This is a genomic window from Streptomyces sp. NBC_01304, from assembly GCF_035975855.1.
Classification (GTDB): domain Bacteria; phylum Actinomycetota; class Actinomycetes; order Streptomycetales; family Streptomycetaceae; genus Streptomyces.
Window position 1 is genome coordinate 3,807,827 of record NZ_CP109055.1, and the last position, 14,786, is coordinate 3,822,612.

9 protein-coding genes are annotated in these 14,786 nt (G+C 71.2%); 1 reads left to right on the plus strand and 8 read right to left on the minus strand.

The window, feature by feature from the left end; genetic code table 11:
* The first annotated feature begins 557 nt into the window (after window positions 1-557).
* Entirely contained in the window at window positions 558-1,724 is a 1,167-nt protein-coding gene (locus tag OG430_RS16500; RefSeq protein WP_327353259.1) for a PQQ-dependent sugar dehydrogenase, read from the plus strand.
* 454 nt (window positions 1,725-2,178) lie between these two features.
* Here the strand turns inward: OG430_RS16500 and OG430_RS16505 are convergent, their stop codons facing one another.
* The 8 genes from OG430_RS16505 to gatA all read right to left on the minus strand — a co-directional run bounded on the left by OG430_RS16505 (window position 2,179) and on the right by gatA (window position 14,781).
* Window positions 2,179-5,274 (minus strand): helix-turn-helix transcriptional regulator, encoded by a 3,096-nt coding sequence (locus OG430_RS16505; RefSeq protein ID WP_327359122.1) that lies wholly within the window; start codon window positions 5,272-5,274, stop codon window positions 2,179-2,181.
* A gap of 260 nt (window positions 5,275-5,534) precedes the next feature.
* Entirely contained in the window at window positions 5,535-5,714 is a 180-nt protein-coding gene (locus tag OG430_RS16510; RefSeq protein WP_327353260.1) for a hypothetical protein, read from the minus strand.
* Window positions 5,715-5,949: 235 nt separating this feature from the next.
* Complete coding sequence (locus OG430_RS16515) at window positions 5,950-6,606, minus strand: hypothetical protein (protein ID WP_327353261.1); 657 nt, start codon at window positions 6,604-6,606, stop codon at window positions 5,950-5,952.
* 80 nt (window positions 6,607-6,686) lie between these two features.
* Entirely contained in the window at window positions 6,687-8,900 is a 2,214-nt protein-coding gene (locus tag OG430_RS16520) for an MMPL family transporter (protein ID WP_327353262.1), read from the minus strand.
* A 237-nt stretch (window positions 8,901-9,137) separates the two neighbouring features.
* On the minus strand, window positions 9,138-11,252 hold the full coding sequence (locus OG430_RS16525) for a phosphocholine-specific phospholipase C (protein WP_442816500.1): 2,115 nt from the start codon (window positions 11,250-11,252) through the stop codon (window positions 9,138-9,140).
* A 259-nt stretch (window positions 11,253-11,511) separates the two neighbouring features.
* A complete protein-coding gene (gene gatB / locus OG430_RS16530) occupies window positions 11,512-13,023 on the minus strand; it encodes an Asp-tRNA(Asn)/Glu-tRNA(Gln) amidotransferase subunit GatB (protein WP_327353263.1) in 1,512 nt (503 codons plus the stop codon).
* Between the two features lie 16 nt (window positions 13,024-13,039).
* Window positions 13,040-13,279 carry a hypothetical protein gene (locus OG430_RS16535; RefSeq protein WP_327353264.1) on the minus strand — a complete coding sequence of 80 codons (240 nt, stop codon included), beginning with the start codon at window positions 13,277-13,279 and terminating at the stop codon, window positions 13,040-13,042.
* Window positions 13,276-14,781: an Asp-tRNA(Asn)/Glu-tRNA(Gln) amidotransferase subunit GatA gene (gene gatA / locus OG430_RS16540; RefSeq protein ID WP_327353265.1), complete on the minus strand. Its 1,506-nt coding sequence runs from the start codon at window positions 14,779-14,781 to the stop codon at window positions 13,276-13,278. Before gatA ends, OG430_RS16535 begins: the two co-directional genes overlap by 4 nt.
* Between the last annotated feature and the right edge of the window lie 5 nt (window positions 14,782-14,786).

The window sequence follows — 14,786 nt, forward strand, 5'->3', positions numbered from 1 at the left end:
GAGGAGCTGGAGAGCCGGGTGGCCGGAGGTCCGCGGGGCCGGAGGCCGCGAAGTTGCGAGCCGGGGAACTGAAGGGCCACGGAGCTGAGGGCCCGCGGAGCTGGAGGCCGCAAAGTTGGATGCCGCAAAGTTGGAGCTGCCGAGCCGCATGGCTGAGGGCCTGGGAGCTGGGGGTCCGCGGAGCCGGAGGTCCGCGGAGTTGGGGGTCCGCGGAGTTGGGGGTCCGCGGAGTTGGGGGGCCCGCGGATTTGGGGGCCTGAGAGCTGAAAGGCCGCAAGGTTAGGGGCTGCGTAGTTGAGGGGCCAGGAAGCCCGATGGCCGGGGAGTTGGGCCGCCGGGGAGTCAGGAGGCCCGCGGGCCTCGGGGCTTCCGGCCGACGGAGCGTCCGGTGCTTTGCGGTTCGTCGGCTTTTCCTGTCGGCAAGTGGGAACCTGCGCGGCGGCTGCGGTGTATGAACAGTGGAAGTGCCGCGAGGCGGGTGGGGCGGGCTGGACTCCTGCCCGGTCCGAGCCATCCGGGGCTTCGCGGAACTGTTCGCCGTCGAAGGGATCGAGATCGTGCAACGTGCAGCTGTGACGGCCGTGTTGGCCGCGGCCGCGCTACTCCTGTCCGCCTGCTCCGGGGGCGGGGACGGCGAGCCGAAGAGCGGCAAGAGCCCTTCGTCGAGCCCGGCCAAGCCCGACAAGAGCAGCTCTCCCCCGGCCGATCCGGACGCCCCGCCCGCCAAGGGTTCGGTGAAGGTGCTCGGCACGGTGACCGAGGACCTCAAGTCCCCCTGGGGCCTGGCCCCGTTGCCGGACGGCGGCCTGCTCGTCTCCTCGCGGGACGAGGCCACGATCACCCGGATCGACGAGGAGAGCGGCAAGAAGACCGAGCTCGGCTCCGTGCCCGGCGTGGCCCCGGGCGGCGAGGGCGGCCTGCTCGGCCTCGCCCTGTCTCCCGAGTACGCCTCGGACCACATGGTGTACGCGTACTTCACCACGGCCTCCGACAACCGCATCGCCCGCTTCCTCTACGACGAGAAGAAGCCCGCCGGTCAGCAACTCGGCGCACCCGACACGATCTTGCGGGGCATTCCCAAGGGGATGAACCACAACGGCGGGCGGATCGCCTTCGGCCCGGACAAGCAGCTGTACGCGGGCACGGGCGAGACGGGTGAGACAGGGCTCGCTCAGGACAAGAAGTCCCTCGGCGGGAAGATCCTGCGGATGACACCGGAGGGCCAACCCTCCCCGGGCAATCCAGAGGCCGACTCGGTCGTCTACTCACTGGGCCATCGCAACGTCCAGGGCCTGGCCTGGGACAAGAAGCAGCGCCTGTGGGCCTCGGAGTTCGGGCAGGACACCTGGGACGAGCTGAACCTGATCGGTCCGGGCAAGAACTACGGCTGGCCCGACGTGGAGGGCAAGGGCGAGGACGGCTCCCCGGAGTTCGTGAACCCGGTGGCCCAGTGGAAGACGGACGACGCCTCACCCAGCGGAATCGCCTGGACCAAGGGCTCGATCTGGATGGCGGGGCTCGGCGGCAAGCGACTGTGGCGGATCCCGCTGAACGACACGAAGCCACTGGCCGAGCCCGAGGCCTTCCTGGAGGACAAGTACGGACGGCTGCGGACCGTGGTCGCGGCCGGCGGGGACAAGCTGTGGCTGGTGACGAGCGAGACCGACAGCCGGGGGACGCCTGAGGCGGGGGACGATCGGATTTTGCGGGTGGAGGTTCGGTAGGGCTGGGCTGGGCTGGCCTGAGCTGGGTGGGTGGGCCTGGCCCGGGTGGGGCTCGGCGAGCTCGGCGGGGGCGGGCTCGGCGGGGGCGAGGAGGGCGCGGCGGGGGCGAGGAGGGCGCGGCGGAGGTGCGGCGGGGCGAGGCGGGGCGGAACGGGAGCCCGGCAGGGCGAGGCAGGGGCCGCGAGGAGGGCGAGGCGGAGGCCCGGCAGGGCGAAGCGCAGGCCCGGCAGGGCGAGGCAGGGGCCGCGAGGAGGGCCCCCGCCCCTGCGAGGGCGGGCCCGCGGCGGGGGCCGAGGGATGTGGGGGGAAACGGGCACAAACTAGGCCCATATGTCGCTTTTGCTTGCCCGGTTTCCCCCACTCGCTCGCAGCCGCGCCCCGCTCCGGCGGCCCGCCGCGCGGATGACCGGGCGGCGGGAAGAGGCCGGCCGGTGCGGGCAGCCCAAACGCGGGGTCAGACGCGTTCCGCCGGGAAGAGGCGGAGGCGGTGGGACAGTGCCGCTGCCTCGCCGCGGCCTGAAACACCCAGCTTGGCAAGGATGTTGGACACGTGGACGCTCGCCGTCTTCGGGGAGATGAAGAGCTCCTCCGCGATCTGACGGTTGCTGCGGCCCGCCGCGACCAGGCGCAGGACGTCCCGCTCCCGGCTGGTGAGGCCGAACTCCTCGACCGGGTCGGGCAGGGCGGCTTGGGCGGGCTCGGCCGGGGCGCCGTTCACCCGAGGGCCGGAGCCGTACGTCGCATCGGTCAGGGGCAGCCTGGCCCGCTGGGCGAGCAGGGCGATGTCCTCGGCCAGCGGGCGGGCTCTCAGGCGGTCGGCCGTGGCCTTGGCCTCGCGAAGGAGCTGGGCCGCGCGGGTGCGGTCGGCCTCGCCCTGGCCCGCGGCGAGAAGGGCCTCGGCCAGGTGGCGCCGGACGCGGGCGAGGTCGTAGGGACGGCCGAGGGGCGCGAACGCGTGGGCGGCCTCGGTCCAGTCGTCGGGGGTGTCCCGGCCCTCGGCGCGCAGCAGTTCGGCGCGCAGCCACCGGTCGTGGGCGGCCCAGATGGGCGCCGACACGACCAGGCGCTTCGCGGCCGCCCGGATCCGGTCGAGGGTCTCGGCACGGCCCGCCTCGGCGGCGGGCAGCCCGCGGGCCTCGGCCTCCGCGGTGGCGGCGGCGAGGAACAGGGGCCAGTGGTAGCGCTGTTCACCGGCCGGCAGGCCCCGGTCGAGGACGCGCTGCAGCTCGGCGCGGGCGTCGAGGACACGGCCCTCGGCTGCGGCGATCCCGATGGAGATGCGGTTCAGGGGGAGGGAGTACTGGGGTTGGGGGTCGTGACTGCCGTAGTGCTCGAGGGCCGCGGCCAGATGGCCGGCCGAAGCGGCCAGGTCGCCGCGGAACAGGGCGATCCGGGCCCGCCGTTCGGAGGCGGAGCCGCGGGGCTTGATGCTGAGGGTGATGCGCTCGGCCTCCGCAGCGGCCTCGATCGCCTCGTCCCAGCGGCCGACGGAGATCAGCGACTCGGCCTGGTTCGCCCGGACCCAGCCCGCCGTGTCCAACAGGCCGTACTTGCGGCAGAATTCGATGCCCTCGTCCGCCACCCGCACGGCGTCCGCGGAGCGGCCGTTGCCCTCCAGGTTCGAGGGCAGATTGATGTGGATGCGGGACAGGTCCCCGACCATGCCGTGCCTGAAGACGCGATCCCGGATCTCGTACATCTCCGCGAACCCGGCCTCGGCGTCCCCCGAGTCGACGAGGAGCCCGCCCCGGGTGAGCCGGGCGTTCAGCTCGATGTCGGCGGCGCCGACCATGCGCGCGTACTCCACGGCCTGCTCGGCCGCGGCCAGCGTCTCCGGGCCCGGGTCGTGCAGCATGCCCCAGGAGGCCCGGTGCGTGAGCACATCCGCGTGCACCGCGGACGGCGGGAGGCCGCGCACCAGCTCCTGCGCCTTGGCTATCTCGTCCCAGCCGTTGCCCCGCCCGAGGGTCGACACCAGACGGGAGCGCTGGATCCAGAACCAGGCCATGCGCAGCGAATCGGGCTCCCCCGTCTCCTCCTCGAGCGACTGCAGGGCCCGCTTCGTGGTCTTCAGGGCGCGTTCCCGCTCTCCGGCCAGGCGGCCGGCGACGCAGGCCTCGGCCATCAGGTCGAGGTAGTTCAGCGGGTGGGTCTCGGGGTCGCAGCCGCAGGGCGGGTAGGCGCCCGCGTAGTCGGCGGGGCGCAGGCGGCCGCGTACGTCGTCGGGGGCTTCCTCCCACAGCTCCATCGCGCGCTCCAGGAGGCGCAGTTGCTCGGCGTAGGCGTGCCGCTGCCGGGCCTCGACCGCCGCGCTCAGGACGGCGGGCAGGGCCTTGGCCGCGTCGTGCGCGTGGTACCAGTAGCTGGCGAGCCGGGGTGCGCGTTCGTCGGCGCGGACCAGGGTGGGGGTCTGCTCCAGGGCCTGCGCGTACCGCCGGTTGAGCCGGGAGCGCTCGCCGGGGAGCAGGTCGTCGCTGACCGCCTCGCGTACCAGGGAGTGCCGGAAGCGGTAGCCGTCGCCCTCGGGGGTGGTGAGCAGGAGGTTGGCGCCGACGGCCGCGCGCAGGGCCTCGATCAGGTCGTCCTCGGCGAGCCGGGAGACGGCGGCGAGGAGTTCGTACTCGACGGCGGAGCCGCCCTCGGCGACGATCCTCGCCACTCGCTGGGCGTCGTCGGGCAGCGCCTCGACGCGGACGAGCAGCAGGTCGCGCAGCGAGTCGGACAGGCCCATGGCGCTGTCGTCGCCGCAGGCGCAGGCGAGTTCCTCGACGAAGAAGGCGTTGCCGTCCGAGCGGTCGAAGACGCGGTCCACCAGGGACTGTTCGGGCTCGGCGGCCAGGATGCCGGCGAGTTGGCGGCTTACTTCCGTGCGGGTGAAGCGGGCGAGCTCGATGCGGCGGACCGTGCGCATCCGGTCGAGTTCGGCGATCAGGGGGCGCAGGGGGTGGCGGCGGTGGATGTCGTCCGCGCGGTAGGTGGCGATCACGACGAGGCGGCCGCTGCGCAGGGTGCGGAAGAGGTAGGCGAGGAGGTGGCGGGTGGAGGCGTCGGCCCAGTGCAGGTCTTCGAGGGCGATCACCACGGTGCGGTCCGCGGCGATGCGCTCCAGGAGGCGGGCGGTGAGTTCGAAGAGGCGGGCCATGCCCTCCTCGTCGTGCCGGCCCTGTCTGCCCGGGGCGTTGGCACCGGTCTCGCCGAGCTCTGGCAGGAGCCGGGCGAGCTCCTCCTCCTGGCCCGCGGCCGCGGCGGCCACTTCGTCCGGCAACTGACGCCGCAAAGCACGCAAAGCGGTGGAGAACGGGGCGAACGGCAATCCGTCGGCCCCCACTTCGACACAGCCGCCGAGCACCACCACGGCGTCCTCGCGGCAGGACGCGGCAAGGAACTCCTCGACGAGCCGGGTCTTTCCGACGCCGGCCTCGCCGCCGAGCAGCAACGCCTGCGGCTCGCCCGCGGCGGCGCGGGCGAGCGCATCGTTCAAGACGGCCAGTTCGCCGGCACGGCCGACGAACACGGGGCTCAGGGACCTGGTCTCCACAGCACGGAGCATCGCACAGGGGTCCGACAGTGCGGCACCCGTGCCCGCAATGATCGTCGTCACGCGGTCCCCACCGGTCGGAATGACCGTCGTCACGCGATCCCCTGCCGTCGAAACGGCCGTCGTCACGCGGTCGCCGCCTGTCGGAGCGACCGTCGTCACGCGGTCCCCGGCCGGGGCGATCGGCTGCACGGCCTCGGCCGCGACGGCCGTGGTCCCGCCTCCCCCGGCGGGGGAAACCGACTGCACTGTCCCGGCCGGGACATCCCTCGTCACGCCGCGCGGGCGAAGCGGGACCGCAGGGTGGTGGTCACCCGCCTCTCCGATTCGTGGTCGGCCGACCGGCGGGCCTTGCGGGCGCCGCGGACCTCGTTGGCCAGGCGGTGCTCGGCGGCCTGGCGGACGCGCTCGGTGTGGAGGACCTTGGCCTGCTGCATTTCGTTGGCGAACATCTTGTTCTCCCCTGGAGGTTGGGGCTTCGCTCTCCGCGTCGCCCTCGCTCTTTGCGATGTCTCTACTTTCGCGTCCCAGGGGGTGTCGCCACATCGGGAGTTCGCCGCATCTCTGAGGTCACAGGGGACTTAGGTCTAAGGCTCCTAAGGCGAAGGGGCCTTAGGGCGACGTAAGGCAGCTGCGGTGCTGCCTTACGAAGCCCCAAGGCCCCTCAGGTGTCGGGTCTCGGCTGCCTTAGGAAGGCGCGGACGGGAGGCCGAGCAGGAGGTCGGTGTACTTGGCGAGGGCGAGGAGTACGCCGATGACGCCGAGCGCGACCCCGGCCCAGGCCACGGACTTGATCCACGGAGCCTGGATCCGGCCCGGCGCACCGAAGGCGGGGCGGGCGAGGACGAAGGCGCCGATGAGGAGGGCCGCCAGCGCGAAGGCGCCGCCGATGAGGGCGGTGAGGTGCCACTGGTTGCCGTAGAGCGCCTCGATCTGCTTGGCGACACCGGCGGTCTGGGCGGTCTCCAGCTGGCCGACCAGGTTGGAGCGGGCGGCGGCGACGGTGCCGACCCAGCTGCCGGTGAGCGCGACGATGCCGAGCCCCGCGGAGACGATCGCGGCGGCGCCCTGGCCGACCCCGGCGGAGGCCGGAGCGGCCTCGGCGGCGAGCTCGGCGTCGTCGAGGTCGTCGAGCTCGTCGTCCTCCAGGTCGCCGTCGCTCAGCTCGGGCTGCTTCCCCTGCCCGGCGTCGGCATCGGCGTCGCCCTTCGACAGCGGCGCGGCCGGGGCCGTCTCGCCCTCGGCGCTCTTCGCCCCGGCCGCCGCGGTGGTCTCCTCGGACGTGGCGGCGTCCGCCGTCGCGTCGGGCTTCTGCAGCTTGTCCGTCTTGGTCTCAGTGCTCATCTTGCGCACGCTAGGTGCCGAGTCTGAGAGCTCCCTTTGCGTAAATGAGAACTTCCTTAACGGAGGCGGACAGCCGGAAGCTAACGGAGGTGGGCCGCCGGAACCTCCGGCTCCCCCGTACGCTGCCCGGGCACCGCAGCCCCCGCCCGGCACTCCGGCGGCTCGATGCTGATGCGCGGCAGCCAGCGGTCGAGCCGGCGCGGCAGCCACCAGTTGGCGCCGCCCAGCATGTGCATCAGGGCCGGCACCAGCAACGTACGCAGGACGAAAGCGTCCAGGGCGACGGCGGCGGCGAGCGCGATGCCGAACATCGCGATCACCCGGTCCCCGCTGAGCACGAAGGCGAGGAAGACCGAAATCATGATCACCGCCGCGGAGTTGATCACGCGGCTGGTCTCGGCGAGCCCGACCCGGACGGCCCGCCGGTTGTCACCGGTCTCCAGCCACTCCTCGTACATGCGGCTGACCAGGAAGACCTGGTAGTCCATCGAGAGCCCGAACAGCACCGACACCATGATCACGGGCAGGAAGGGCTCGATCGGGCCCGCCCGGCCGAGGCCGAGCAGCTCGCTCCCCCAGCCCCACTGGAAGATCGCGACGACGACCCCGAAGGCGGCGGCGACCGCGGCGACGTTCATCGCGGCGGCCTTGAGGGGTATGCCGATCGAGCGGAAGGCGAGCAGGAGCAGCAGACAGCCGAGGCCGATCACGACGCCCACGAACAGCGGGAGCTTGCCGACGATGATCTCGGCGAAGTCGTCATAGCCGGCCGTGATGCCACCGACGTACACCTCGAGCGAGGACCCTGATGCGGCCTTCGGCAGCACCTCGCCGCGCAGCTTGTCGACCAGGTCGCTGGTGGCGGCCGACTGCGGGGCCGAGTCCGGTACGACGGTGAGGAAACCGATCTCGCCGGTTCGGTCGTACGTCACCGGGGTCACGGCCGAGACGCCGTCCGTGCCGCGAAGGGTGGTGGCGAGCTTGTCGAGCGCGAGCTTGTCCTCGGCGCCGTGCACCTCGCCGACCAGGGTGAGCGGGCCGTTCACGCCGGGCCCGAAACCGTCGGCAAGGAGGTCGTACGCCTGTCGCGTGGTCGACGAGGTGGGGCCGTTGCCCTGGTCGGACGTGCCGAGCCGGAGCGAGAGCGTGGGCAGGGCAAGCCCCGCCATCACCAGCAGAGCGATCGCGCCGAGCAGCTTGGGGCGGCGCTCGACGAAGGCCGACCAGCGGGCGGCGAAGCCGGTGGGCGGCTCGGGCTGCGGTCCGTGTTCGGCGAGCTTGCGGCGCTCCCTTCGCGACAACGCGCGCGTGCCGATGAAGGACAGCAGGGCGGGCAGCAGCGTCACCGAGGCGGCGACCGTGAGCACCACGGTCAGCGAGGCGGCGATCGCGACCCCGTTGAGGAAGCTCAGGCGCAGGATCAGCATGCCGAGCAGGGCTATGCACACGGTGGCGCCCGCGAAGACGACGGCGCGGCCGGTGGTGGCGACGGCGCTCGAAGCCGCCTCGGCCACGGACAGGCCACGCTTCAGTCCGCGGCGGTGCCGGGTCACGATGAACAGCGCGTAGTCGATGCCGACGCCGAGCCCGATCAGCATGCCCAGCATCGGCGCGAAGTCGGCGACCGTCATGACATGCCCGAGCAGCACGATGCCCGCATAGGCGGTGCCGACGCTGACCAGGGCGGTCGCGATCGGCAGCACACTGGCCGCGAGGGAGCCGAAGGCGAGGAAGAGCACGACGGCCGCGACGACCACGCCGACGACCTCGGCGATGTGCCCCTGCGGCGCCTCGGTGAGCCCTACGGCGGTGCCGCCCAGTTCGACCTGGAGGCCGTCGGCCCGCGCGTCCTGCGCGGTGTCCACGACGCGCTGGGCGTCGGCCCTGGCGATGTCGTGGGCGGGCTTGTCGAAGGTGACGGCGGCGTAGGCGGTGTGCCGGTCCTTGCTGATCTGGCCGGCGCCCTCGGCGCGATAGGGGCTGGTGACGGAGGCCACTCCGGGCAGCTCGGCGATCTTGTCGAGGGTGCGGGTCATCGTCTGCTGGACGCCCGCCTCGTCGACGGTGCCGCCGCTGGTGTGCCAGACGACCGTGTCGGTGTCGCCGCCGAGGTCCTTGAAGCCCTCCCTGAGGAGGTTCGTGGCGCGGCCCGACTCGGTGCCGGGGACCTCGTAGTTGTTCGAGTACGCGGAACCCGCGACGGCCGCCGCGGCGCTGACACCGCCCAGGGCGAGCAGCCACAGCAGGACGGTGGCAAGGCGGTTCCTGACGCACCACCGTGCGAGTGCGGCCACGAGCTGCTCCCTGGAGTCTTGCGAGGATCTCTTTCGGGAACGGCCCGGAAAGAACGCTTACCTCTTGCGGAGGACCGATCCCCTAGGGGATCACGTCCAGGGAGTCACTCTTACAGCCAGAAATGATCCTTTGTCCCTTTCGTGTCCTGACTCACAGGACTACCGGAGGGTCAGGTGCCGTTGGTCCCGGGCCCCGGCTCGCAGGTGTGCGCCGGGGCCCGGGACCAACGGCCGTCGTCAGCCGGAGACGCTCGGCCGGCCGTTCTCGATGTGCCCCATCAGGCGGCGCCGGAACTCCTTGTCCCCGTCGGCCACCACCTCCAGGTCGTACCAGCCGTGCGCCTTCGCGGCCCGGTGCACGACGGTCCGGCCCTTGCCCGGCTGCACGGTGACGGTGCGGGGCTTGGTGTCGGCGTACGCGAGGGACTTCAGCGTGAAGGTCAGCGGGCTGTTGCCTGTGTTGCGCAACGTGAGGCGGACTTCACGCGCGCGTGCGTCGAGGTGTGTCGACAGGGCGGCCTTGCCCGCGGCCGTGCCGGCGAATTCGCGGCGGAAGCCGTTCGGCCCGGTGACGGTGAACCTGTAGGCACTCGAGGTAAGGGGCACGTCCCATTGCGCCTTGCCCCTTACATCGGTGTGCTGCGGGGCCGCGTACTCCCCCGCGTACGGATAGAGCGCGAAGTGCGCGCTCGACCGCCCGGTGTTCAGCAGGGACAGCCGGAAGGTGCCGCCCTTCACGGCCCCGTACGCATCCGCCTGATAGGGCAGCTCCCTCGCCCGCCGCCGCCCCGGCTCCTGCTCCGGCATCGACTGCTTGAGCGGCGGCAGGGGCTGCCAGCGCCCCGAGAACGGCGGGATGGTGCCCGGCTGCTCGACCTCCGGCTGCGGGCGGCCGCGCGTGAAGTCGAAGGCGCCGGTGAGGTCGCCGGTGACCTTGCGACGCCAGGCGCCGATGTTCGGCTCCTTGATGCCCGTCCACTTCTCCAGGAAGCGGATCACCGAGGTGTGGTCGAAGACCTCGGAGGTGACGTACCCGCCGACCGTCCACGGGGAGACGACCAGCATCGGAACCCGGATCCCGAGCCCGGTGGGCAGCCCCTGCCAGTGCTCGTCGGCCTCGCCTGCGGGCGGCACGGGCGGCGGGACGTGGTCGAAGAAGCCGTCGTTCTCGTCGTAGTTGATGAAGACGGCGGTGTGCCGCCACACCTCGGGGTGCGAGGCGAGCGCGTCGAGGACCTTGTAGACGAGCGTCGCGCTGTGGATCGGCGAGGAGGTGCCCGGGTGTTCGGAGTCGATCGCCGAAGGCACCAGATAGGACACCGCGGGCAGTTCCCCGGAGGCCACGTCGGCCGCGAACTCGTCCGCCAGTTTGCCCGTCGGGACCCGCCGCAGCGCCCGCTCGAACAGCGAACGCTCGCCGTCCGTCAGCGACTTGACGCCCTCCTCCAGGAGCCCGAGCAGCCTGGTCCGCTCCGCCTCATCGGCAGTGTCGCGCACCTTGGCGTAGAAGGCCTCCATGTACGTGTACGGGGCCGTGCCCCCGGTCCCGGTCTTCGCGAGCGCCTTGCGCGCGAGGGCCTTGAAGGTCGTGAAGAACTCGATCTGGTTGTCGGTGAAGTTCTCCCACTCGGTGTACGTCTTCCAGCTGCGCCCCGCCTTCTCCAGGCGCTCGGCGTACGTCCCCCAGTCGTATCCGGGGTGACTGCCCTCGTCGTAGGCGTCATTGCCCACCGCGCGGTTGCCATTCGCCTCGTAGCCGGTCTTGCCGCTCCACAAGTGGTTGCGGTTGGGACTCGTCGACGTATGGATGGACGAGTGGTACGCGTCGCAGATGGTGAAGGTGTCCGCGAGCTCGTAGTGCAGCGGGATGTCCTCGCGCGTGTAATACGCCATCGTGGCCGCGGACTTGGCGGAGATCCAGTTGTTCATCCAGCCGTTGTTCCAGGCCTTGGCGCCGCCCGACCAGGAGTGGTCGAGGGCGCCGATGTACTGCAGGTCCTTCTGCTGCGTCTCGGCCGCGCCGCGCACCGGGAAGGGCAGCACCGTGTTCAGGAGCACCGGCTGCTCGAAGACCGACTTGCCGTCGGGCTGGCTGATCGCGTTGCGGTCGCCGAAGCCGCGTACGCCGCGCAGGGCGCCGAAGTAGTGGTCGAAGGACCGGTTCTCCTGCATGAGGATCACCACGTGCTTGATGGCGCGCAGCCCGCCCCGCGGCGGTTCGGCGGCGAGCGCGTCCTGCAGCGAGGGCGGCAGCAGCGAGCCCGCCGTGGCGACGCCCAGCGCGCCGCCGCCGAGCGCGAGCAACCGTCTGCGTGAAATCTCCGGAGCCACGTCCGACCTCCCAGTCGCCATCCAATGGTTCCCTGCTGATCCATTGGCCTGCTGCGCTGGGACGTTAGTGACAATTGGTTTCGCTGGGAAGACGGTGCGCCGAAGTCCGCGTGAATGGCCAGGAGTTCACCCTGGCGACCTTTGCCCGCGACCGCAGACGCAGACACAGCCGCAGACGGAACGCAGAAGGAACGCAGAAGGAACGCAGAAGGAACGCAGAAGGGCGGACCCGGAAATTCCGGGTCCGCCCTCACGTACTGCGGCAGCGTGGAGGTCGAGGTCAGCCCTCGACGCCCAGCTTCTCCAGGATCAGCTCCTTGACGCGCGCGGCGTCCGCCTGACCCCGGGTCGCCTTCATGACCGCGCCGACCAGGGCGCCGACCGCGGCCACCTTGCCGCCGCGGATCTTGTCCGCGACGCCCGGGTTGCCCGCGATGGCCTCGTCGACGGCGGCGGTGAGCGCGCCCTCGTCCGAGACGACCTTCAGGCCGCGCTTCTCGACGACCTCGTCCGGGGTGCCCTCGCCCTTGAGGACGCCGTCGATGACCTGGCGGGCCAGCTTGTCGTTGAGGTCGCCGGAGGTGACGAGCTCGCAGACCCGGGCGACCTGCGCCGGGGTGATGTCGAGCTCTTCCAGGGCCTTGCCCGACTCGTTGGCGTTACGGGCCAGTTCGCCCATCCACCACTTGCGGGCCGCGACGGAGTCGGCGCCGGCCTCGATCGTCGCGACGATCGGGTCGACCGCGCCCGCGTTGAGGATCGACTGCATGTCGTGCTCGCTGACGCCCCACTCCTCGCGGAGCCGGTTGCGGCGCACGCGCGGCATCTCCGGGAGACCGCCGCGCAGTTCCTCGACCCACGCGCGCGCGGGGGCCACCGGCACCAGGTCCGGCTCGGGGAAGTAACGGTAGTCCTCGGCGTTGTCCTTGATGCGGCCGGACGTCGTGGAGCCGTCTTCCTCGTGGAAGTGACGGGTCTCCTGAATGATCGTGCCGCCGCCGTTGAGGACAGCGGCATGCCGCTGGATCTCGAAGCGGGCGGCACGCTCGACGGAACGCAGCGAGTTGACGTTCTTCGTCTCGCTGCGGGTGCCGAACTGCTCGCGCCCGTGCGGCCGCAGCGACAGGTTCACGTCGCAGCGCATCTGGCCCTTGTCCATCCGGGCCTCGGACACGTCGAGCGCCTTGATGACCTCGCGCAGCTCGGCGACGTACGCCTTCGCGACCTCGGGAGCACGCTCGCCCGCACCCTCGATCGGCTTGGTGACGATCTCGATCAGCGGGATGCCGGCGCGGTTGTAGTCCAGGAGCGAGTGCGAGGCGCCGTGGATACGGCCCGTCGCGCCACCGACGTGCGTGGACTTGCCGGTGTCCTCCTCCATGTGGGCGCGCTCGATCTCCACGCGGAAGATCTCGCCGTCCTCCAGCTGGACGTCCAGATAGCCGTTGAAGGCGATCGGCTCGTCGTACTGGGAGGTCTGGAAGTTCTTCGGCATGTCCGGATAGAAGTAGTTCTTCCGGGCAAAACGGCACCACTCGGCGATCTCGCAGTTGAGCGCGAGGCCGATCTTGATGGCCGACTCGACGCCGATCTCGTTCACGACCGGCAGCGCGCCGGGGAGGCCGAGACAGGTCGGGCAGGTCTGGGAGTTGGCGTCCTGCTTGAGCTCGGTGGAGCAGCCGCAGAACATCTTGGTCTTGGTGCCGAGTTCGACATGGACCTCGAGGCCCATGACGGGGTCGTACGTCGCGAGAGCGTCCTCGTACGACACCAGGTCAGTCGTGGTGGTCACGGTGAAACTTTCCCTCTCAGCCCAGCAGGACGTCGTCGTCGCCGAGGCGCTTGAGCTCCCGCAGGAGCAGCGCCACGCCGGTGATGATGGCGGCGGCGGACACCGCGGCGTCGACCAGGCGGAGGGTGTCGTGCTCGCCCCTGGCCTTCTTGGCCTGCTTGATCACGCTCAGCGCACCGAAGGCGGTGGTGCCGATCGACAGATACGTACCGGTCTTGGACTTCTTGAAGCCCTTGGCCTTGGTCACAGCACTCACAGCGACGGAGCCTCCTCAAGCAGCGGGTGGCCCCACTTTTCCACGAAGGCGGCCTCGACGGCAGCGCCCACCTTGTACAGGCGGTCGTCCTTCATGGCGGGGGCGATGATCTGCAGGCCGACCGGCAGGCCGTCCTCCGGCGCGAGGCCGCAGGGCAGCGACATGGCGGAGTTGCCCGCCAGGTTGGTCGGGATGGTGCACAGGTCCGCGAGGTACATCGCCATCGGGTCGTCGGCGCGCTCGCCGATCGGGAAGGCGGTGGTCGGCGTCGTCGGGGAGACGATCACGTCGACCTGCTCGAAGGCCGCCTCGAACTCGCGGGTGATGAGCGTGCGGACCTTCTGGGCGCTTCCGTAGTACGCGTCGTAGTAGCCGGAGCTCAGGGCGTACGTACCGAGGATGATGCGGCGCTTGACCTCGTCGCCGAAGCCGGCCTCGCGGGTGAGCGCGGTGACGTCCTCGGCGGACTTCGTGCCGTCGTCGCCGACCCGCAGGCCGTAACGCATGGCGTCGAAGCGGGCCAGGTTGGACGAGCACTCGGAGGGCGCGATCAGGTAGTACGCGGACAGCGCCAGGTCGAAGGTCGGGCAGTCCAGCTCGACGATCTCGGCGCCGAGCGACTTCAGGAGCTCGACCGACTCGTCGAAGCGCTGGACGACGCCGGCCTGGTAGCCCTCGCCGCGGAACTGCTTGACGACGCCGACGCGCATGCCCTGCACGCTGCCGTTGCGCGCGGCCTCGACGACCGGCGGGACCGGGGCGTCGATGGACGTCGAGTCGAGCTCGTCGTGCCCGGCGATGACCTCGTGCAGGAGGGCCGCGTCCAGGACCGTACGGGCGCAGGGGCCGCCCTGGTCTAGGGAGCTGGAGAAGGCGACCATGCCGTAGCGGGAGACGCCGCCGTAGGTCGGCTTGACGCCGACCGTGCCGGTGACGGCCGCGGGCTGGCGGATCGATCCGCCGGTGTCCGTGCCGATGGCGAGCGGGGCCTCGTAGGAGGCGAGGGCGGCGCTGGAGCCACCACCCGATCCACCGGGGATGCGGGTGAGGTCCCACGGGTTGCCCGTCGGCCCGTACGCGCTGTTCTCGGTGCTGGACCCCATGGCGAACTCGTCCATGTTGGTCTTGCCGAGGATGACCACGTCGGCGGCCTTGAGGCGCTTGGTGACGGTGGCGTCGTACGGCGGGATCCAGCCCTCGAGGATCTTGGAACCGACCGTGGTCGGTACGCCCTCGGTGGTGAAGATGTCCTTCAGCGCGAGCGGCACGCCGGCCAGCGGGCCGAGCTTCTCGCCGGCTTCCCGCTTGGCGTCGACCGCGCGGGCCTGCGCGAGAGCGCCTTCCCTGTCCACGTGCAAGAAGGCGTGCACCTTCTCGTCGACGGCCTCGATGCGGGCCAGGTGGGCCTCGGTGACCTCGACCGCGGTGAGCTCGCCGGAGGCGATCTTCGAGGCGATCTCGGCAGCCGTGAGCTTGATGATGTTGACGTTGCTCTCCGTCATGGTGA